5 protein-coding genes are annotated in these 22,237 nt (G+C 73.9%); 2 read left to right on the forward strand and 3 right to left on the reverse strand.

Annotated elements, in window-relative coordinates; all coding sequences use genetic code 11:
* Position 1: 1 nt before the first annotated feature.
* A complete protein-coding gene (locus OG439_RS12380) occupies positions 2 to 9,652 on the forward strand; it encodes an SDR family NAD(P)-dependent oxidoreductase (protein WP_326949527.1) in 9,651 nt (3,216 codons plus the stop codon).
* A 275-nt stretch (positions 9,653 to 9,927) separates the two neighbouring features.
* Here OG439_RS12380 and OG439_RS12385 read toward each other — a convergent pair whose 3' ends face one another.
* From OG439_RS12385 to OG439_RS12395, 3 genes are read right to left on the reverse strand one after another with little or no spacing between them, the layout of a single operon-like run.
* Positions 9,928 to 10,695 carry an ABC transporter permease gene (locus OG439_RS12385; RefSeq protein ID WP_326949528.1) on the reverse strand — a complete coding sequence of 256 codons (768 nt, stop codon included), beginning with the start codon at positions 10,693 to 10,695 and terminating at the stop codon, positions 9,928 to 9,930.
* Positions 10,685 to 11,674, reverse strand: a complete 990-nt coding sequence (locus OG439_RS12390; RefSeq protein ID WP_326949529.1) for an ATP-binding cassette domain-containing protein — start codon at positions 11,672 to 11,674, stop codon at positions 10,685 to 10,687. Before OG439_RS12390 ends, OG439_RS12385 begins: the two co-directional genes overlap by 11 nt.
* Positions 11,675 to 11,699: 25 nt before the next feature.
* On the reverse strand, positions 11,700 to 13,091 hold the full coding sequence (locus OG439_RS12395) for a glycosyltransferase (RefSeq protein WP_326949530.1): 1,392 nt from the start codon (positions 13,089 to 13,091) through the stop codon (positions 11,700 to 11,702).
* 731 nt (positions 13,092 to 13,822) lie between these two features.
* Here OG439_RS12395 and OG439_RS12400 point away from each other — a divergent pair.
* Positions 13,823 to 22,219, forward strand: coding sequence for a type I polyketide synthase (locus tag OG439_RS12400; protein ID WP_326949531.1), 8,397 nt, complete (start codon positions 13,823 to 13,825; stop codon positions 22,217 to 22,219).
* The last annotated feature ends 18 nt before the right edge of the window (positions 22,220 to 22,237 follow it).

Below are 22,237 nucleotides of genomic sequence, written 5' to 3' on the forward strand. Positions count from 1 at the left end.
CATGACCGAGGACAAGAAGCTCGTCGAATACCTCAAGTGGGTCACCGCCGACCTCGCCAAGACGCGCAAGCGGGTCGAGGAGCTGGAGTCGGCGGAGCAGGAGCCGGTCGCGATCGTGTCGATGGCGTGCCGCTACCCGGGTGGGGTGCGGTCGCCGGAGGACCTCTGGGACCTCGTCCTGTCCGGGGGCGACGGCATCGCCGGGTTCCCCGAGGACCGCGGCTGGGACCTGGACTCGCTGTTCGGCGACGAGCGCGGCCGCTCCTACGTCCGCGAAGGCGGTTTCGTCGACGGCGCCGGGAAGTTCGACCCCGGCCTGTTCGGCATCTCGCCGCGCGAGGCGCTGGCGATGGACCCGCAGCAGCGCCTCCTGCTGGAGACGTCGTGGGAGGCCATCGAACGCGCCGGCGTCGACCCGCTTTCTTTGCGCGGCAGCAAAACCGGTGTCTTCGCCGGCGTGATGTACCACGACTACGGCCAGGGTGCGCAGTTCCCCGACGAGGCCCTCGGCTTCCTCGGCGTCGGCACCGCGGGCAGCGTCATGTCCGGCCGCGTCTCGTATTCGCTGGGCCTCGAAGGCCCCGCTGTCACGATCGACACGGCGTGCTCGTCGTCGCTGGTCGCGATGCACTGGGCCGCGCAGGCGCTGCGCGCGGGCGACTGCGACTTGGCCCTCGCCGGCGGCGTCACGATCATGGCGACGCCGGGCTCGTTCGTCGACTTCTCCGCGCAGGGCGGCCTCGCGCGCGACGGCCGCTGCAAGTCCTACGCGGACGCCGCGGACGGCGTCGGCTGGTCCGAGGGCGTCGGCCTGATCATGCTGGAGCGTCTGACGGACGCGCGTCGCAACGACCACGAAGTCCTGGCCGTGCTCCGCGGCTCCGCGGTCAACCAGGACGGCGCGTCCAACGGCATCACCGCCCCCAACGGCCCGTCGCAGCAACGTGTCATCCGGCAGGCGCTGACCGGCGCCGGCCTGGGGCTGTCCGATGTGGACGTCGTCGAAGGCCACGGCACCGGCACGCCCCTGGGCGACCCGATCGAGGCGCAGGCCCTGCTGGCCACCTACGGCCGCGGCCGCGAGACGCCGCTGCTGCTCGGCTCGGTGAAGTCGAACATCGGCCACACCCAGGCCGCCGCGGGTGTCGCGGGCGTGATCAAGATGGTCCAGGCGCTGCGCCACGGCGTCGTGCCGAAGTCGGTCAACCTCGACGGCCCGTCGTCCCAAGTGGACTGGACTGCGGGTGCCGTCGAGGTCGTCACCGAGAACACCGCCTGGCCCGAGGTGGACCGCGCGCGCCGCGCCGCCGTGTCGTCGTTCGGCATCAGCGGCACCAACGCCCACGTCATCCTCGAACAGGCCGAACCCGCCGAAGCGACAGCCGGGGAAACCGCGCCCGCCGGCGTCCGCCCGTTCGTCCTGGCCGGGCGCACCGAAGCCGCGTTGAAGGCCCAGGCCGCGCGCCTGCTCGCGCACCTCGGCGACGGCGCCCTCGACGCGCCCGACGTCGCGTGGTCGCTGGCCGCGTCCCGCGCCGCCCTCGACCACCGCGCGGTGATCGTCGCCGACGACCCGCGTGCGGGCCTCGCCGCGCTCGCGGCCGGCACCCCGGACCCGGCTGTCACCACCGGCGCCGCCGACGTCGACGGCCAGATCGTCTTCGTCTTCCCCGGCCAGGGCGCGCAGTGGGCCGGCATGGGCGCGCGGCTCCTGGCCGAGTCGCCGGTGTTCGCGGCCCGGATCGCCGAGTGCGAAGCAGCCCTGTCCGCGCACGTCGACTGGTCCCTGACCGCCGTCCTGCGCGGTGACGACGACGCGCCCAAGCTGGACCGGGTCGACGTCATCCAGCCCGCGTCGTTCGCCGTCATGGTCGGCCTGGCCGCGCTCTGGCAGTCCGCCGGCATCCGGCCGGACGCCGTCGCCGGCCACTCCCAGGGCGAGATCGCGGCCGCCTGCGTCTCCGGTGCGCTGAGCCTGGCCGACGCCGCCCGCGTCGTCGCGTTGCGCAGCCAGGCCATCGCCCGCCGCCTGGCCGGTGCCGGGTGCATGATCTCGGTGGCCCTGCCGGTCACCGACGTCGAAGCGCGGCTGACGCCGTACGAAGGCAAGCTGTCGATCGCCGTGGTCAACAGCCCGTCGTCCGTCGTCGTCGCCGGGGACCCGGAGGCGGGGGACCAGCTGATCGCCGAGCTGACCGCGGCCGAGATCCGCGTCCGCCGCGTCGACGTCGACTACGCGTCGCACTCCGCGCACGTCGAGCTGATCGAGCAGGAACTGCACACCGCGCTGGCCGGCCTTGCGCCGCGGCAGTCGGACATCCCGTTCTTCTCCACGGTCGACGGTGACTGGCTCGACACGACCAAGATGGACGCCGCCTACTGGTACCGGAACCTGCGGCAGCGCGTCCGCTTCGAAGACGCCGTCCGCGAGCTGCTTTCGTTGCAGTACCAGGTGTTCTTCGAGATCAGCTCGCACCCGGTGCTGGCCGTCGCGATCCAGGACACCGCCGAGTCCGCCGACGCCCGCGCGGTCGTCACCGGCACCCTGCGCCGCGACAACGGCGGCCTCGACCGGTTCCTGACGTCGGTCGCCGAGGCACACGTCCGCGGCGTCAGCCCGGACTGGAAGGCGCTGCTGGCCACCGGCGCGCACATCGTCCCGCTGCCCACCTACGCCTTCCAGCACGAGTACTACTGGCCCGAGCCGGCGTCGGCCGACGCGGCCGCGGACCCGGCCGAGGCCGCGTTCTGGACGGCCGTCGACGACGCCGACTTCGCCGCGCTCAGCACCACCCTCGACGTCGAGGAGGACGCGCTCACCCGCGTGCTGCCCGCGCTCTCGTCGTGGCGCCGCCGCCGTGGCGAACAGTCCGCTGTGGACGCTTGGCGCTACCGCATCACGTGGAAGCCGTTGTCGGCCGAGACGTCCGCGCCGGGCCGGTGGCTCGCGCTCGTCCCCACCGACCTGCCCGCCGACATCGCGGAAGCCCTCGACACGCTGAACGCCGTCCAGGTCCGCGTCGAGACCGACGCCGTCGACGTCCTGCGCGAAGCCTTGCCGGGCCAGGACTACACCGGCGTCCTCTCGCTGCTCGACCTCGACGGGACGTCCTTCACCACCACGGCCGCGCTCACCGAGGCGCTGGCCGAAGCCGAGGCCGTGGTGCCGCTGTGGTGCGTCACCCGCGGCGCGGTGTCGGTCGGCCGCTCCGAGCCGGTCCACAACCCCGCCCGCGCCGCGCTCTGGGGCGCCGGGCGGGTGCTGGCCCTGGAGTTCCCGCGTGCCTGGGGCGGCCTGATCGACCTGCCCGAGACGCTCAACGCCCGGGCCGCGGCCCGCTTCGGCGCCGCCGTCGGCGGGCCCGAGGACCAGGTCGCCGTGCGCGCGTCCGGCCTGTTCGGCCGCCGTCTGGTCCGCTCCGCGGCCGGGGGAGCGGCCGAACCGTGGCGCCCGCACGGGACCGTCCTGGTCACCGGCGGCCACGAAGGGTTCGGCGAGCACGTCACCCGCTGGCTCACCGACGTCAACGTCCTGCACGCGGGCCCGGAAGACCTCGCCAACCGCGACGCGCTGACCGCCCTGCTCGCCACCGTGCCCGAGGATCGGCCCCTGACCGCCGTGCTGCACACCGCCGGGATGGCGGAAGCCGGTGCCTACGACTCCGCCGTCCTGCTCGACGACGTCCTCGCCGACCACGACCTCGAAGCGTTCGTGCTGTTCTCGTCGGTGTCCGCGATCTGGGGCGCCGAAGGCCAGCGCGACCGCGCCGCCGTCGACACCGGGCTTGACGCCCTGGCCCGCCACCGCCGGGACCGCGGTCTGGCCGCGACGTCGATCGCCTGGAGCGCGTGGGCCGGTACCGGCGTCGCCGCCGACGAGGAGACCGCCGAATTCCTGCGGGCGCGCGGTTTGCCGCCCCTCGACCCTGACCAGGCGCTGCTTGCCCTGGGCCAAGCCGTCGCCCACGACGACACCGCCGTCGTGCTCGCCGACGTCCGGTGGGACCGGTTCGTCCCGGCCCTGACCTCCCGCCGGTCCGGCACGCTGCTCGACGAGCTGCCCGAGGTGCGCGAACTGGCGGAAGGCCCGTCCGCCGACGCCGTCTCGACCGCGTCGGCGCTGCTGGACCGGCTGCGTGGCCTGTCCGAGCGTGAACGCGAAGACACGCTGCTCGACCTCGTCCGCGACCAGGTCGCGGGCCTGCTCGGCTACGCGGGCGGCGCCGCCATCGAGGCCCGCCGGCCGTTCCGCGACCTCGGCTTCGACTCGCTCACCTCGGTGGAGCTGCGGAACCGGATCAACGCCGCGACCGGCCTCACGCTGCCCTCCACGCTCGTGTTCGACCACCCGCGCCCGGACGCCGTCGCGCGCCTGCTGGCGACCGAGCTGCTCGGCGGCGGCGACCTCACGGCCGCCCCGGCGGCGTCGGGGATCGTCGACGGCGACCCGATCGTCATCGTCGGCATGAGCTGCCGCTACCCGGGCGGCGTCCGCTCGCCCGAGGACCTGTGGCGCCTCGTCGCCGACGGCACCGACGCGATCACCGAGTTCCCCGTCGACCGCGGCTGGGACCTCCTCGGCCTCAGCGGCGGCATGTCCTACGTCCAGGAAGGCGGGTTCGTCGACGGCGTCGCCGACTTCGACGCCGGCTTCTTCGGCATCTCACCCCGCGAAGCCCTGGCCATGGACCCGCAGCAGCGCCAGCTCCTCGAAACGGCCTGGGAGCTGTTCGAACGCGCCGGCGTCGCCTCGGACAGCCTGCGCGGCAGCGACACCGGCGTCTACGTCGGCGGCTCCGGCAACGGCTACTCGCCGCCGCCGGAGCTGGCCGGGCACCTGCTCACCGGCGCGGCCACGAGCGTCCTGTCCGGCCGGATCTCCTACCTGTTCGGCCTCGAAGGCCCGTCGGTCACCGTCGACACCGCGTGCTCGTCTTCCCTGGTCGCGCTGCACATGGCCGCGCGCGCCCTGGCGTCCGGGGAGTGCTCCCTGGCCGTCGCCGGCGGCGTCACGGTGATGGCGACGCCCAGCGCGTTCGTCGAGTTCAGCTACCAGGGCGGGCTCGCGGCGGACGGCCGTTGCCGGTCGTTCGACGAGGCCGCGGGCGGCACCGGCTGGTCCGAGGGCACCGGCCTGCTCCTGCTGGAGCGCCTGTCCGACGCCGTCCGCAACGGCCACACGCCTTTGGCTGTGGTGCGCGGGACCGCGGTCAACTCCGACGGCGCGTCCAACGGCCTCACCGCCCCGAACGGGCCGTCGCAGCAGCGCGTCATCCGCCAGGCCCTGGCCAACGCGGGCCTGACCGGCACCGAGGTCGACGCCGTCGAGGCGCACGGCACCGGCACCCAGCTGGGCGACCCGATCGAGGCCCAGGCCCTGATCGCCGCCTACGGCAGCGGCCGCGAACGGCCGCTGCTGCTCGGCTCGATCAAGTCCAACATCGGCCACTCGCAGTCCGCCGCCGGCGTCGCCGGGGTGATCAAGATGGTCGAGGCCATCCGCCACGGCGTGCTCCCGAAGACCCTGCACCTCGACGCACCGACGTCCAAAGTGGACTGGCAGCCCGACGCCGTCACCCTGCTGGGCGACCAGCAGGACTGGCCCGAAACGGGACGGCCGCGCCGCGCGGGCGTGTCTTCGTTCGGCGTCAGCGGCACCAACGCACACGTGATCCTGGAACAGGCCACGGCTGTGGAATCGATGCCTGCGTCGGTCGCCGGTCCGGTGCCTGTCGTGGTCTCGGCTCGCACACCCGACCAGCTCGCGGCGCAGGCCGAGCGCCTGGCCGCGTTCGTCACCGAACACCCGGACGTCGCCGTCGCCGACCTGGCCGCCGCGCTCGCGGGCCGCGCGCGGTTCGACCACCGCGCCGGTCTCGTCGCGGGCGACCGGGACGAACTCCTCGACGGCCTCACCGTGCTGGCGCGCGGAACCCGGGCGCCCACCGCGGCCGGACCGGCCGGCGGGAAGCTCGCGATCCTGTTCGCCGGGCAGGGCAGCCAGCGTCCGGGCATGGGCCGTGACCTCGCCGCCGCGTACCCGGTGTTCGCCGACGCGCTCGACGCCGTGCTCGCCCACCTCGACGTCGAACTCGACCGCCCGCTGCGCTCCGTACTGCACGGCGACCACACCGAGCTGCTCGACGAGACCGGTTACGCGCAGCCCGCCATCTTCGCCTTCGAGGTCGCGCTCTACCGGCTCCTCGAGTCGTGGGGCGTGCGGGCGGACTTCGTGACGGGACACTCGATCGGCGAGATCGCGGCCGCGCACGTCACCGGCGTGCTGAGCCTGGCCGACGCGTGCCGGATGGTCGCCGCGCGCGGCCGGCTCATGCAGGCCCTGCCGCCCGGCGGCGCGATGCTGTCGCTCGTGGCGACCGAGGACGAGGTCCGGCCGCTGCTCACCGGCGACGTCGCCATCGCCGCCCTCAACGGCCCGCGGTCCGTCGTCGTCTCCGGCACCGAAGAAGCCGTGCTCGCGCTGGGTGCGCACTTCGCGAAGACGCGGCGGCTGTCGGTCTCCCACGCCTTCCACTCGCCGCTGATCGAGCCCGCTCTGGACGAGTTCGGCAAGGTCGTGGCGGAGCTGGAGTTCGCGGCGCCGTCGATCCCGGTCGTCTCGGGTGTCACCGGCACTCTCGCGACCGAGCTGGACTTGCCGGAGTACTGGGTGCGCCAGGCTCGCGAGGCCGTCCGGTTCGCGGACGCCGTCACCACGCTCGCCGAGGCGGGCGCGACGACGTTCCTCGACGTCGGCCCGGACGGCGTCGCCGCCGCGATGGCGGCCGACAGCCTGGCCGAGGACGCGGGGGAGGTCGTCGCGGCCGTTCGCGCCGACGGCGACGAGTGCCGCGCGCTGACCACCGCGCTGACCCGCCTGCACGCCCGCAACGTGCCGCTGGACTGGGCCGCGTTCTTCGGCGGCGGTGTCCCGGTCGACCTGCCCACCTACCCCTTCGCCGCCGATCGGTACTGGCCCGAGGGTTTCCACGGCGCGGGCGGCGACCTGCGCCTGTCCGGCCTGCACTCCGCCGAGCACCCGCTGCTCGGCGCCGGGGTCGCGCTGCCGGAATCCGGCGGGTTCCTGTTCACCGGCGCGCTGTCGCCGCAGGTGCAGCCGTGGCTGGCCGACCACACCGTCGAGGGGACGATCGTGTTCCCGGAGGCCGGGTTCGTCGAACTCGCCGTGCGGGCGGGCGACGAGGTCGGCTGCGACGTCGTCGCCGAGCTGACCGTCGAGACGCCGTTGACGCTGCCGCCGGTCGGCGGGGTGCACGCCCAGGTCGTCGTCGCCGCCGCGAACCCCGCGGGGGACCGGGACCTGACCATCTGGACCCGGCCCGAGGGTGTCGGCGAGGCGTCGTGGACGCGCACCGCGTCCGGCCGGCTCTCGATGGGCGCCGGCGAACCCGCGGTCGACACGACGTGGCCGCCGGACGCGACCGAGGTCGATCTCGCGGACTTCTACGACGGGCTCGCCGAGCGCGGGCACGTCGTCGGCGCCGCGTTCCGCGGCCTGCGGACGGCGTGGCTGGCCGCGGACGAGGTGTTCGCGGAGATCGCGCTGCCCGCGGAGCGGCAGGACGACGCCGTCAAGTTCGGGCTCCACCCGGCGTTGCTCGACGCGGCGCTGCAGGCCGTGTCGCTGCTGGATTCGACGCCCCGCGCGGCGACCGGCTGGACGCGCTTCGCACTGCACGCCACCGGTGCCGCGGCCGCCCGCGTCCACGTCCGGCGGACGGCCGAGGACACGATCGCGCTCGACCTCACCGACGCCACCGGCGCGCTCGTCGCGTCGGCGGAGACGGTGGTGCTCGGCGAAGCCGCTGTCGCGCCGCGGGAATCGGGCTCCGACTCGCTGTTCCACCTGGAGTGGACGCCGTTGCCCGAGACGCCGTCGCCTCGGGCCGCGCGCTGGCTCGTGCTCGGCGACTCCGCGGGCTTCCCGGACGCCGAGGCGCACGCCGACCTGCCCGGCCTGGTGGCCGCGGCGAGCGACGACGCCATGCTCGTCATCCCGGTCGCGACCGAAGGCGACGACCTGGCCGCCGTCACGCACCGCGCGACCGCGACCGTGCTGGACCAGCTGCAGTTCCTCCTGGCTTCCGATGGTCTTGACGGCGTCCAGGCGGTGTTCGTCACCCGTGACGGCGGCCCGGTCGCCGCGGCCGTGCACGGGCTCGTCCGGGCCGCGCAGTCGGAGAACCCGGGCCGGTTCCTGCTGGCCGACCTCGGGACGTCGGATGCGGGTGTACTGCCCGTCGTCGTGGCGTCGGGGGAGACCCAGATCTCGGTGCGCGACGGCGTCCCGCACCGCGCTCGCCTGGTGCGGGCGGTCACCGCGGGCGCGGACTTCGGCCTCGGCGACGGCACGGTGCTCGTCACCGGCGGCACCGGGGGACTGGGCCGGCTGCTGGCCCGGCACCTCGTCACCACCCACGGCGTCCGGCACCTGCTGCTCGCCGGCCGTCGGGGTCTCGGCTCCGCCGGGGCCGCGGAACTGGTGGCGGAGCTGAAGGAACTCGGCGCCGACGTCCGGGTCGCCGCGTGCGACACATCGGACCGCGAGGACGTCGTGGACCTGCTCGCGTCGGTGCCCGTCGACCACCCGCTGACGGCGATCGTGCACACGGCCGGCGTCCTCGACGACGGCGTCGTCGGCTCGCTGACCCCGGCGCGGCTGAAGAAGGTGTTGCGTCCCAAGGTGGACGGCGCCTGGAACCTGCACGACCTGACCCGCGAACTCGACCTCTCGGCGTTCGTCCTGTACTCGTCGGCGAGCGGCCTGCTCGGCGGCGTCGGACAGGGCAACTACGCGGCGGCCAACTCGTTCCTGGACGCGCTGGCCGAACTCCGGCGTGACGAAGGGCGGCCGGCGTTGTCGCTGGCGTGGGGCCCGTGGGCCCAGGCGGACGGCATGGCGGGCACGCTCGCCGACGTCGACGCGCAGCGGCTGGAGAAGTCCGGCATGCGGCGCCTGCGTCCGGAGGAGGGCTTGGCGTTGTTCGACGCGGCTCTTCGCGCCGGTACCGCGACCATCGTCCCGGTGGCCCTGGACCTCGCGATCCTGCGCGGCCACGTCGTCCCGCCGGTGCTGCACGGGCTGGTCCCGAAGGTCCGCCGCACGGCCAAGATCAGCGAAGAGGGCCTGCGGTCGTTCGTGCCGCAGCTGGGCGACCTCGAGCCCGCGGCGCAGCAGAAGGAGCTGCTGGGCCTGGTCCGCGAACTGGCGGCGAGCGTGCTGGGCCACAACACCCCGCAGGCGATCGACCCGGACGTCGGCTTCACCGAGATCGGCTTCGACTCGCTGACGGTGGTGGAGCTGCGCAACCGCCTCAGCTACGCGACGGGCCTCACCCTCCCGGCGACGGTCCTGTTCGACCACCCCAACCCCCGCGACCTGAGCGAGCACCTGCGCGACCTCCTGAGCCCGGAGGAGACCGACCCCGCGGAGCGCGTCCTGTCGGAGCTGACCCGCTTCGAGCAACTGGCGGAAAACCCGGCCCTGACCCCATCAGCCGTCACCACCCTGACCACCCGCCTCCGCTCCCTACTGGACCGCCTGGACGCCGGCGGCGACGAGTTCCTCGATTCCCTGGACTCCGCCAGCGACGGCGAGCTGTTCCGCCTGATCGACTCCGAACTCTCGTAACCAGACGCGAAACGGGGCCGCCGGCTAACGCCGACGGCCCCGGTTTCGTCGTGTCGACCTCCTAATCACGCGAGTTGACCCCTCAATCACGCGTGTCGGCGCTTCCATCACAAGGAGCGGGAACGGTCATCGTGTGCTTGGAGGGTCGACACGCGTGATCAGAGGGTCGACACGCGTGATTGGGGCGACGACACGTGATTGGAGCGACGACACGCGTGCGGGCACACAAAAGCCGGGCCGGGGAACGTGTCCCCGGCCCGGCTTTCGGTTGGAGCTTAAGCGGTTTCGGTTTGGAAGGTGCGGGTGTTCCAGCGCAGGGCCAACGCCGCCAGGGCGATGATGACCACCGCGCCCATCAGGGTCGGGACCAGCGGGAGCGTTTCGCGGAAGCTGGCGCGGCTGATGTCCACGATGTACGCGAGCGGGTTGAAGCGCGACAGGACGTACAGCCACGTCGGGGCGCGGTCGGGGGTGATCGGGAGCAGGATGCCCGACAGCAGCGTCAGCGGCAGGATCGCGATGTTCACCAGCGACGAGAACGCGTCCTCGTTCTTCAGCTTCAGCACGATCGCGTGCGAGCAGCAGGCGATCGTCATCGACGTCAGCGCCGCGATCGCCAGTACCAGCAGCACGCCCACGATGCTCAGCGAGACGCCGAAGACGCCGCCCGCCAGTACCAGGATGATCACGCTCTGGATCAGCGACAGCGTCACCGACGGCAGGGCCTTGCCCAGGCTCAGCGACGTCCGGCTGACGGGGGTGACGCGCAGCCGGTCCAGGGTGCCGTTGCGGAGGTTGCTCAGCAGGATGTAGCCGCCGTAGATGCCGTTGGTCGCCGCGATCTGGACGATCAGCGCCGGGGTCAGGTCCACCCACGACGTGCCCGCCGGGGTGCCCGGTGCGCGCGTCACCAGCACCGCCAGCAGCGGCCCGCACAGCACCAGGTACAGCACCGGCTGGATCATGCCCATCATCAGGTACGGCTTGTTCCGCAGCGTGACGGCCAGTTCGCTGCGGTAGATCAGGATCGCTTCACGCAGCATCGGTGACTCCGTCGGGTTCGAGTCCGGCGGCGGCCGGCTCGCGCAGGCTCCGGCCGGTCAGGGTGAAGAACACGTCGTCGAGCGTCGGCCGCTGGACGCGCAGCGCGACCAGCGGGATGTCGGCCCGGTCCAGCGCCCGGACCAGCGGTGAGAGGACCTCCTCGCTGTGCGCGACCTGGAAGTGCAGGGTCGCGCCGTCGCGCCGCAGCCGTTCCGCCGAGCCCAGGCCGGCGACGACCAGCTCGGCGTGGTCCGCGAGCTCCTCGGGCACCGTGACCTCGACGCCGTCGCCGAGCAGCCGCGACTTCAGCGCGTCGGGGGTGTCCTCGGCGACGATCACGCCGTTGTCGATGATCTGGATGCGGTCGGCCAGCGCGTCGGCCTCGTCGAGGTAGTGCGTCGAGAGGAACACCGTGACGCCCTGCTCGTCGCGCAGCCGCCGGATGTGGCTCCACAGGTGGGCGCGGCTCTGCGGGTCGAGGCCGGTGGTCGGCTCGTCGAGGAACAGCAGCGTCGGGCTGTGGACCATGCCGAGCGCCAGGTCGAGCCGGCGTCGCTGGCCGCCCGAGAGCGTCACCGTGAGGCGGTCCTGCAGGCCGTCGAGGTCGAGCTGGTGCGAGATGTCCCGCGCCCGCTCGAGCGCGTCGGACTTGTTCAGGCCGTACAACCGGCCCTGCAGCACCAGCTCCTCGCTGACCTTGCGCTCTTCGACCGTGCCGCCGCCCTGGGCGACGTAGCCGATGTGGCGGCGCACGCTCGTCGGCTCGGTGAGCAGGTCGGCGCCGGCGATGGTGGCGGTGCCGGCCGTCGGCTTGATCAACGTCGTCAGCATGCGCATGGTCGTGGTCTTCCCGGCGCCGTTCGGGCCGAGGAACGCCACGATCTCGCCGGCGCCGACGTCCAGGTCGACACCGCGCACCGCCTCGACCGTGCGGCCCTGCGCGGTGAACGTCCGGGCCAGCCCCTGGGCCTTGATCATCGATACCTCCGGGTGCGCCGGCCGGTCACCGGGCGAGCCGGGCCGACGGGGTGGGTGACTGCGCGGCCGGCTCGTCTGCGACGAGGGACAGCAGCAGGTCGGCGGCGGCTTCGCGGCCGCGGCCGGGTTCGTGCTGCAGCCGGGCGATTTCCCGGGCCCGGGTGGTGAACTCGGGGTTCCGCAGCACTTCGGTCAGCTTCGCGACGGTGTCGTCGACGTCGACGATCTCGGGCCGGTCGACCACCAGGCCGACGCCGAGGTCCCGGCCGCGCACGGCCTGGTCGTAGCAGTCGACGAACAGCGGACGGGTCAGCAGCGGCTTGCCGAAGTAGAGGCTCTCGACGAACCCGTTGCCGCCGCCGTGGGTGAAGTGGGCGCGCACGTGCGGGTGGGCGAGGACGTCCAGCTGCGACGGCAGCCACTTCTCGATCCGCAGGTTCGCGGGCAGGTCGTCGGGCAGGAGCTTGTGGGCCGCGGCGGGCAGCCGCCACAGCACGGAGTGGTCGCCGTAGAGGCGCCGCACGACCTCGACGAGGTTCGCGACCTCGGTCGCGCCCAGCCGGGCGACTGTGCCGAACCCCATGTACACCACGGATTCGTGCCGGTCGAGCCAGCCCTTGACGTCCTGCTCGTCCGGCAGCTCCGGGATCGGCGGCAGGATCGCGCCGAGCATCCGGAAGTGCTCCGGGATCTCGAGCGGGTAGTCGAGCTCGGCCAGGGTGTAGCTGAACACGAGCCGGGCCTGGTCGATGCGGGACGTGTACTTCGCAGCCAGCCGCGACACGCCCAGCTCCTTGTTGGACTTGACGTACTCGACGACCCGCTTGCGCAGCAGCGAGTCCGCGATGAACAGACGGCCGCGGCGGCGGCGGAAGGCGTTGTTCTCCCGGCGCTGCCTGGGCGTCATGTCCTGCGGCAGCCCGGAGTGCGGGGCGGGGTAGGTCTTCGGGAGCTTGTTGACGAGGTTGCTCGGCGAGAACGGCGCGCTGACGACGTACGGGATCCCGTAGGTGACGGCCAGCTCGAAGCCCGCGTGCAGCAGGGAGTCGATCACCATCAGCGCCGGCTCGACCTCGCGGACGATCTCCTCGAGCGCGCGGTAGGTCGCGTTGCGGAAGCGGGTGTCGAAGGTCTGGCGCATCAGCGCCTTGTGCGCCTTCCAGCGGGACTGCTGGGTGACGGCCGCGTAGGTCTCGTCGTCCCAGGCACCCGAGGACAGCTCGGGGATCGGCGCACCGAGCGACCGGAACGCGACGGTCCCGATCGCCTCCACCTCGTCCCGGCGGTTGTCGCTCGTCGCGAAGTACAGGTCGGGAACGCCCCGCCGCGACAGCTCGGCGGCGAGCACCAGCTGGGGGTTGATCAGTCCGCTGTCCGGCGAGCTGACGAAGAGGATCGGGCGCCGATCTCGGCTCATGGTCGAGCACCTTTCACGGACGGGGAGCGCGCGGACCGGGCGACCGTAACAGCGGAGTTTCCGTGATTTACCTACTGTTGCGCGCGGTCCCGGGGACGCGGGGGAGCGGCCGCCACGGTGCCCGGTGCGGCTGACTCGGCGCCGGGAGTGGCCGAGTCCGCGCCCGGAGCCGTGGACTCGGCGCCAGAAGGGCGAATTTCGGTGCCCGGTGCGGCTGACACGGCGCCGGGGAACGGTCGGCTGCGGCGCGCGGTGTGCCGACTTGCCGCTCGGCGCGGCGAACTCGGTGCCGGTGGTGGCCGACTCCCCGCCGGGAGTGGCCGACACAGTGCCCGGAGTGGCCGACACAGCATCGGGTGCGGCCGGCTCGCGGCCGGTAAGGGCCGACTTTCAGCCCAAGGCGGCCACCTCGGTGCCGGGAGGGCCAACTTGGTGCGCGGAGTCGCCGGCTCGGTGCCGGGGAGCGGCCGACACAGCGCCCGGAGCTGCGGACTCGGCGCCGGAGGGGCGATTTCGGTGCCCGGAGCGGCCAACACGCCGCCGGGAGTGGCCGGGGCGTCGGCGTGTCGGCCACTCCCGCGCGTGTGTTGGCCGCTCCGGCCGCCGGGGGCGGCCGGAAAGACTAAGGGTTTGCGGGCGTGGGGTGGGTTTGACTCACGCGATGCGGAATCCGGACCCGGCCCCGGGATCCGGCGCCGCCGGACCCGTCCGGACGACACCGAGAGGCCAGGATGGCTAGCGAGAGCCAGCTTCGTGACTACCTCAAGCGCGTCACCGCCGACCTGCACCGGTCCCGGCAGCGCGTGCGCGAGTTCGAGACGGCCGCGTCCGAGCCGATCGCCGTGATCGGGATCGGCTGCCGGTTCCCCGGCGGCGTCTGTTCGCCGGAGCAGCTGTGGGACCTCGTCGCGGCCGGCACCGACGCGATCGGGCCGCTGCCCGCGGGCCGCGGCTGGGACGCGCTGCTCGCCGGCGTCGACCGCAGTACCGTCAGCCTCGGTGACGTCGACGCCTGGCGCGGCGGCTTCGTCGACGAGCCCGACCGCTTCGACGCCGGTTTCTTCCGCATCTCACCGCGCGAGGCCCTCGCCATGGACCCGCAGCAGCGCGTGCTGCTGGAGGTCACCTGGGAGGCCCTCGAACGCGCCCGGATCGTCCCCGCGAGCCTGCGCGGCAGCCGCACCGGCGTCTTCGTCGGCACCAACGGCCAGAGCTACGGCAAGCTCCTCGCCGCCTCCGGCGAGACCGTCGAAGGGCACACCGGCACCGGCAACACCGCCGCCGTGCTGTCCGGCCGGATCGCCTACGCCTTCGGGTTCGAAGGCGCCTCGGTCACCGTCGACACGGCTTGTTCGTCCTCGCTGGTCGCCGCGCACTGGGCGACGCAGTCCCTGCGCTCCGGTGAGTGCTCCCTGGCGCTCGCGGGCGGCGTCACGGTGATGGCGACGCCCGAGGCGTTCGCGGAGTTCAGCAAGCAGGGCGGCCTCGCGCCGGACGGCCGCTGCAAGGCGTTCGCCGACGGCGCCGACGGCGTCGGCTGGTCCGAAGGCGCCGGCATCCTCGTGCTGGAAAGGCTTTCCGACGCGCAGCGCCACGGCCACCCGGTGCTCGCCGTGCTGCGCGGCACCGCCGTGAACTCCGACGGCGCCAGCAGCGGCCTGACCGTCCCCAATGGACCGTCGCAGCAGCGCGTGATCCGCTCCGCGCTCGCCGCGTCCGGCCTGACGACGAACGACGTCGACGTCGTGGAAGCCCACGGCACCGGCACGAAGCTGGGCGACCCGATCGAGGCGCAGGCGCTGCTCGCGACCTACGGCAAGGACCGCGAGACCCCGCTGCTGCTGGGTTCGGTGAAGTCGAACTTCGGCCACACCCAGGCCGCCGCCGGGGTCGCCGGGATCATCAAGATGGTCATGGCGATCCGGCACGGCGAAGTGCCGCGCACGCTGCACGCCGAGACGCCGTCGTCCCAGGTCGACTGGTCCGCCGGCGCCGTCACCCCGGTCACCGAGCAGGTGTCCTGGCCCGAGACCGACCGCCCGCGCCGCGCGGCGGTGTCGTCGTTCGGGGTCAGCGGCACCAACGCCCACACCATCGTCGAACAGGCCCCCGAACCCGAAACCGTCGAGCTCACGACCACCCCGGGTCCGGTGCCGTGGTTCGCCTCGGCCCGCTCCGAGACGGCGTTGCGGGCCCAGGTCGAGCGCCTTCTCACCGCCACCACCGACACGACACCCGCTGCCGACGTCGCCCTGTCCTCGGCGGTGACGCGCGCGGGGTTCGAACACGGCCTGGCCGCAGTCGGCCCGGACTCCGCGACCCTGCGGGAAGCGCTGCGCGGCTGGCTCGACAAGGGCGCGGCTCCCGGCGTCACAACGGCGTCCGCGGTCCGCGGCGAGACGGCGTTCCTCTTCTCCGGCCAGGGCGCGCAGCACCAGCACATGGGCCGCCGCTTGGCCGAGGTCTACCCGGCCTTCGCGGCCGCCTTCGACGAGATCGTCGAGCGGTTCCCGGATCTGCGTGACGCCCTCGGCGACGAGCGGATCGACCGGACGGAGTTCGCGCAGCCCGCGCTCTTCGCGTTCGAGGTCGCGCTGGCGAAGCTCCTCGACACCTGGGGCGTGCGTCCGGACCACGTCGCCGGGCACTCGGTCGGCGAGATCGCCGCCGCGCACGTCGCCGGCGTTCTCACCCTCGACGACGCCTGCACGCTGGTCGCGGCCCGCGCCCGGCTGATGGGCGCGCTGCCCGAGGGCGGCGTGATGGTCGCCGTGCGCGCGTCCGAAGTGGACGTTCAGCTGGTGCTGGCGGACGGCGTCGACATCGCCGCCGTCAACGGCCCGGAGTCGGTCGTGCTCTCCGGCGTCGAGGACGCCGTCGTCGCGGTCGCCGCGAAGTTCGCCAAGCACCGCCGCCTGCGCGTCTCGCACGCCTTCCACTCGGTCCTGATGGAGCCGATGCTGGACGACTTCCGCCAGGTCGTCGCGCACCTCGCTTTTGCCACCCCGCGCGTTCCGGTGGTCTCGGCCGGCGACGTCACCGACCCGGAGTACTGGGTCCGGCAGGTCCGCGACACCGTCCGCTTCGGCGACGCCCTGTCCCGGCTCGCCGAAGCCGGCGTGACGCGGTTCGCCGAGGTCGGCCCGGACGCCGTGCTGTCCGGCCTGGTCGACGCGGCCGTCGTCGTGCCGCTGTCCCGCCGTGACCACGACGAGGACACCACGCTGGTCACCGGCCTGGCCGCGCTGCACGTCGGCGGCGGCATCGTCGACTGGACGGCCGTGCTCGCCGGGGCCCGCCTGGTCGACCTGCCCACCTACCCGTTCCAGCGCGAGCGGTACTGGCCCACGCTCACCGTCCGCGCCGGCAACGCCGCCGGGCTCGGCCTCGCGGCCGTCCGCCACCCGCTGCTCGGCGCCGCCCTCGACGTCGCCGGAACGACCGAGTCCCTGCTCACCGGGACGCTCTCGCTGGCCACCCAGCCGTGGCTCGCCGCACATCTCGACGCCGGCCGGATCACTTTCCCCGGCACCGGGTTCCTCGAACTCGCCCTGCGCGCGGCCCGCAACCTCGGCTGCCCGGAGATCACCGAACTGACGCTCACCACGCCGCTGGTGCTCGGCCCGTCCGACGCCCTGGTCCTGCAGGTGCGCGTCGGCTCGCCCGAGGCCGACGGCCGCCGCCCGATCGACGTCCACAGCGCGCCCGCCGGCACCGACGTGCCGGACTGGACCCACCACGCCACCGGCACCCTCGCCGCCGGGCCCGGCCCGGAACCCGCGGTGCTCACCGAAGGCGCGTACCGCACGGACATCACCCTGCCGGACACCCTCGACGGCCACTTCGACCTCCACCCGCTCATGCTGGCCGAGGCGCTGCGCGCCTGCGTCGCCGACGGCGAGCCCGCCCCGGAACCCCGGGTCTGGCGCGGCGTCTCGCTGCACGCCCAGGGCATGACCCGGCTGCGGCTGCGGGTGGCGCCGCTCGATGACGCGTCCGTGAGCCTGGCCCTGCTCGACTCCGCCGATCGGCCCGTGTTCCTGGCCGGTGCGGTCGAGTTCGCCGGCGGCACCGGCCTGGCCGACCTGTCGGACCTCGCCGCCGGGCCGGTCGCGCGCGTCGCCGCCACCCCGCTGGCCGGGAACTGGGCCGAGCTCGGCGAGGCCGACCGCACCCGCGCGGCCGAAGACCTGGTCCGCACCACCGTCGCCGCCGTGCTCGGCCACGGCGACACCGGCGCGGTCGGCACCGGCCAGCCGTTCACCGACCTCGGCTTCGACTCGATGATGTCGGTCGAACTCCGCAACCGCCTGACCGCCGCGACGACCTTGGAGCTCCCGGCCACGCTGGTGTTCGACCACCCCACCCCGGCCGACGTCGCCCAGCTGCTGCTCGCCGGCCTCTTCGGCGAAGCCGAGCGCACCGGACCGGTCCGCCGCACCCGGGCGCGCGGTGACGACCCGGTCGTCATCGTCGGGATGAGCTGCCGTTACCCCGGTGGCGTCCGGTCCCCGGCCGACCTCTGGACGATGGTCTCGAACGGCGACGACGCCGTCGGCCCGTTCCCCGCCGACCGCGGCTGGGACCTCGCCACGCTCGCCGCGGGCGCGTCCGCCACGACGTACGGCGGCTTCCTCGACGAGATCGACCGCTTCGACGCGTCCTTCTTCGGCATCTCGCCCCGCGAGGCCCTCGCCATGGACCCGCAGCAGCGCCAGGTGCTCGAGACGTCGTGGGAGGCCCTGGAAGACGCCGGGATCGACCCGCTCGGCCTGCGCGCCAGCGCGACCGGCGTGTTCGTCGGCACCAACGGCCAGGACTACGCGAGCGTGCTCGCCGGCAGCGACGCCGACGTCGGCGCGCACGCGGGCCTCGGCAACGCGGCGAGCGCCGTCTCCGGCCGGGTGTCCTACGTGCTGGGCCTCGAAGGCCCGTCGATGACCGTCGACACGGCCTGTTCGTCGTCGCTCGTCGCGCTGCACCTCGCGAGCCAGGCGCTGCGGGGCGGCGAGTGCTCGCTCGCCGTCGTCGGCGGCGTGCTCGTGATGTCCAGCGCCAACTACTTCCTCGGCACCAGCCAGCAGGGCGGCCTCGCCCCGGACGGGCGCTGCAAGGCGTTCGCCGACGCGGCCGACGGCACCGGCTGGGCCGAAGGCGTCGGCATGCTCGTCGTCGAACGCCTCTCCGACGCCCGCCGCAACGGCCACGAGGTCCTCGCCGTGGTGCGCGGCTCGGCGGTCAACTCCGACGGCGCGTCCAACGGCATCACCGCCCCCAACGGCCCGTCCCAGCGCCGGGTGATCCGCGCCGCGCTGGAGGACGCCGGACTGTCCACATCGGACGTCGACGTCGTCGAGGCGCACGGCACCGGCACCACGCTGGGTGACCCGATCGAGGCCCAGGCGCTGCTGGCCACCTACGGCCAGGACCGCGAGAACCCCCTACTGCTCGGCTCGTTCAAGTCCAACATCGGCCACACGCAAGCGGCCGCCGGGGTCGGCGGGATCATCAAGATGGTCCAGGCGATGCGCCACGGCGTCGTGCCACCGACCCTGCACGTCGACGCCCCGTCGTCCCATGTGGACTGGACGACCGGCGCCATCGAGCTGGTCACCGAGCCGACACCGTGGCCCGCCGCCGAGCGCCCGCGCCGCGCCGGCGTCTCCGCCTTCGGCGTCAGCGGCACGAACGCCCACGTCGTCCTGGAACAGGCCCCGGCCGCCCCGGCGCGGAAGCCGGACCCGGAACCCGCGGTCGTCCCGTGGGTGCTGTCCGCGGCGAGCCGGTCCACACTGCAGGCCCAGGCCGCCCGGCTGATCGACGCGGAGACCACGCCGCTCGCCGCCACCGGGCTCGCCCTCGCGACCCGACGCGCCGCGCTGGCCCACCGCGCGGTCGTCGTCGGCGCCGACCCGGCCGCGCTCAGGTCCGGCCTGGCCGCCTTGGCCGCCGGGGACGAGTCCGGGAACGTCGTCGAGGGCACGGCCCGCGACGGTGGCCTCGCGCTGCTGTTCACCGGGCAGGGCGCACAGCGGCTCGGCATGGGCCGCGAGCTGCACACCCGCTTCCCGGTCTTCCGCGACGCCTTCGACGAGGTCTGCGCGCAGTTCGAGGGATCACTGCGTGAGGTCGTCTTCGGCGACGACGCGGCGCTGCTCGACACCACCGGCTGGGCGCAGCCCGCGATCTTCGCGCTGGAAGTCGCGCTGCTGCGGCTGATCGAGTCCTGGGGCGTGCGGGCCGACCACTTCGCCGGCCACTCGATCGGCGAGATCGCCGCCGCGCACGGTGCCGGGGTGCTGTCCCTGGAAGACGCGTGCACGCTCGTCGCCGCCCGCGCCCGGCTGATGCAGGAGCTGCCGGAGGGCGGCGCGATGATCGCGCTGCGGGCGAGCGCCGACGAGGTGCTGCCGCTGCTCGGCCCGGACGTCTCGCTCGCCGCGGTCAACGGGCCCGCGTCCGTCGTGATCGCCGGGACCGAGGCGGCCGCCGAAGCCGTCGCCGCGCACTTCGAGAAGGCGCGGCGGATCACCGTCAGCCACGCGTTCCACTCGCCGTTGATGGAGCCGATGCTGGACGACTTCGCGAAGGTCGTCGCCGGGCTCGACCTGCGTGTGCCGCGGCGGGCGATCGTGTCCGGCGTGACCGGGCGGCCCGAGCGTGAGCTGCTGGCCACCGCGCAGTACTGGGTCGACCACGTCCGCCAGACCGTCCGCTTCGGTGACGTCGTCGCCGATCTCGCCGCCCGTGGTGTCACCCGGTTCGTCGAGGTCGGCCCGGACGGCGTGCTGTCCGGCATGGCCGCGGAAATCCTCGACGACGCCGTGCTCGTGCCGCTGCTGCGGTCGGGCCGCGACGAAGAGACCACGGTCGTCACCGCGCTGGCCCGCCTGCACACCGACGGCGTCGACGTGGCCTGGCCCGCGTTCTTCGCCGGCGCCGACGCGCGGGGCGTCGCCCTGCCGACCTACCCGTTCGCGGGGGAGCGGTTCTGGCCGCAGCCGGTGGCCGTCGCGACGCCGGTGGAAAGCGGCGGTGACGAAGAGTTCTGGGCCGCCCTCGACGGCGCCGACTTCACCGGGCTGGCCGCGGAACTCGACGCGGACGCCGACGAACTCGCCCGTGTCCTGCCCGCGCTGTCCGCGCGGCGCAAGGGACACGTGGACCGCACGATCACCGACGGCTGGCGCTACCGCGTCGACTGGCAGCCCCTGACGGCCACCGCCGCGCCGCGCCGCGAAGACTGGCTGGTCGCCGTGCCCGCCGCCCTCGACGGCGACGAGCGCATCGACGTCATCGTGGACGCGCTCGGTGCCGACACCGTCCGGCTGGTCGTCGACACCCCGGACCGCGACGTCCTCCACGACCGGATCACCGCGCTGCTCGAAAGCTTCCCGCGCCCGGCAGGAGTCTTGTCCCTGCTCGCGCTCGACGAGGAACCCGCGGCCGACACGCCGTCGGTGCCTGCCGGGCTGGCGACGACGGCCGCGCTCGTCCAGGCCCTCGGCGACGCCGGGGTCGACGCGCCGCTGTGGTGCGTCACCACCGGCGCCGTCCGGATCGGCCCGGCCGACGCGGCCGGGAGCCTGGCGCAGGCCGCCGTCTGGGGCCTGGGCCGGGTGGCCGCGATGGAGTACCCCGGCCGCTGGGGCGGCCTCGTCGACCTGCCCGCCGACTTCGACCCCCGTGCGCTCACCCGCCTGCCCGCGACGCTGGCCGCGGCGGGGGAGGAGGACCAGCTCGCGCTGCGCCCCGGCGGCGCGCACGTCCGCCGTCTCGTGCCAGCCCCGGCCGGAGCGCCGGTGCCGGACCGGGCCGCCGTCCCGAAGGACGGCACGGTCATCGTCACCGGTGGTACCGGCGCGCTGGGCGGCAAGCTCGCGCACTGGCTCGCCGACGAAGGTGCCGGGCACATCGTGCTCACCAGCCGCCGCGGCCTCGACGCGCCGGGTGCGCGGGAACTCGCCGACGACCTGACGGCGTCCGGGGCCCGCGTGACCGTCGCCGCCTGCGACGTTTCCGACAGGACCGCGCTGGCCGGCCTCATCCAGGGACTGCCGGCCGAGTTCCCGCTGCGCGGTGTGGTGCACGCCGCCGGTGTGCTGGACGACTGCGTGGTCGACGCCGTCGACCCGGGCCGGTTCGAGACCGTGCTGCGGCCCAAGACGGCCGCCGCGCTCAACCTGCACGAGCTGACCGCGGACCACGACCTGAGCATGTTCGTGCTGTTCGCCTCGATCGCCGGCACCGTCGGCGGGCCCGGCCAGGGCAGTTACGCCGCCGCCAACGCCGTGCTCGACGCCCTCGCCGAACAACGCGCCCGGGACGGGCTGGCCGCGACGTCGGTCGCCTGGGGCGCCTGGGGCGAGGTCGGCATGGCCGCCGACCCGGCGATCCAGGAACGCATGCGCCGCAGTGGTGCCGCGGCCCTCGCGCCGAGACGCGCGATCCTCGCCCTCGGCGAGGCCCTGCGCCGCGGCGACGTCTCGCTGACCGTCGCCGACATCGACTGGAGCCGTTACGCGCCGGGCATGGCGCTGATGCGGATGACGCACCTGCTCGACGGGGTCCCGGCCGCCCGCGCCGCCGTCGAGGCCGCGCGGCGTGAACCGGAGGCCGCGGAAACGTCGCTCGTGGACGAGCTGGCCGCGATGTCCGAGCCGGAGCGGGTCAGCACGCTGTCCCGCGCGGTGCGGACGGCGGCCGCGATGATCCTCGGGCACGCGTCACCGGACGCGATCGAGCCGGAGGCCAAGTTCGGCGGTCTCGGCTTCGACTCGCTGAGCGCGGTCGAGTTCCGCAACCTCCTGGCTCGCCGCACCGGGCTGAACCTGGCGCAGGGCATCGTCTTCGACCACCCGACGCCGCTCGCGCTCGCGCAGTTCCTGCGGACCGAGCTGGTGCCGGCGGACCGGCCGGCGGCCGATCCGCTGACCGAAGAACTGGACCGGCTGGAACGGGCGCTGGCGGGCGCCCAGCTCAGCGACGTCCGCAAGGACGACCTCACCCGCCGGCTGCACGGGCTGCTCGACGGGATGCGGTCCGACCGCGTCGCCGGCGACGTCGTCCTCGCGGCTTCGGACGACGAAATGTTCGACCTGCTCGGCAAGGAGTTCGGGATCTCGTGAACAGCCACGATGGGCGAG

Origin of the sequence: Amycolatopsis sp. NBC_01307 (assembly GCF_035975215.1) — a bacterium.
Taxonomy (GTDB): Bacteria; Actinomycetota; Actinomycetes; order Mycobacteriales; family Pseudonocardiaceae; genus Amycolatopsis.

Coding starts and splice junctions, on each gene's coding strand:
- OG439_RS12400 (WP_326949531.1), top strand. CDS start 13,823: ATGGCTAGCGAGAGCCAGCTTCGTGACTACCTCAAGCGCGTCACCGCC.
- OG439_RS12395 (WP_326949530.1), bottom strand. CDS start 13,091: ATGAGCCGAGATCGGCGCCCGATCCTCTTCGTCAGCTCGCCGGACAGC.
- OG439_RS12380 (WP_326949527.1), top strand. CDS start 2: ATGACCGAGGACAAGAAGCTCGTCGAATACCTCAAGTGGGTCACCGCC.
- OG439_RS12385 (WP_326949528.1), bottom strand. CDS start 10,695: ATGCTGCGTGAAGCGATCCTGATCTACCGCAGCGAACTGGCCGTCACG.
- OG439_RS12390 (WP_326949529.1), bottom strand. CDS start 11,674: ATGATCAAGGCCCAGGGGCTGGCCCGGACGTTCACCGCGCAGGGCCGC.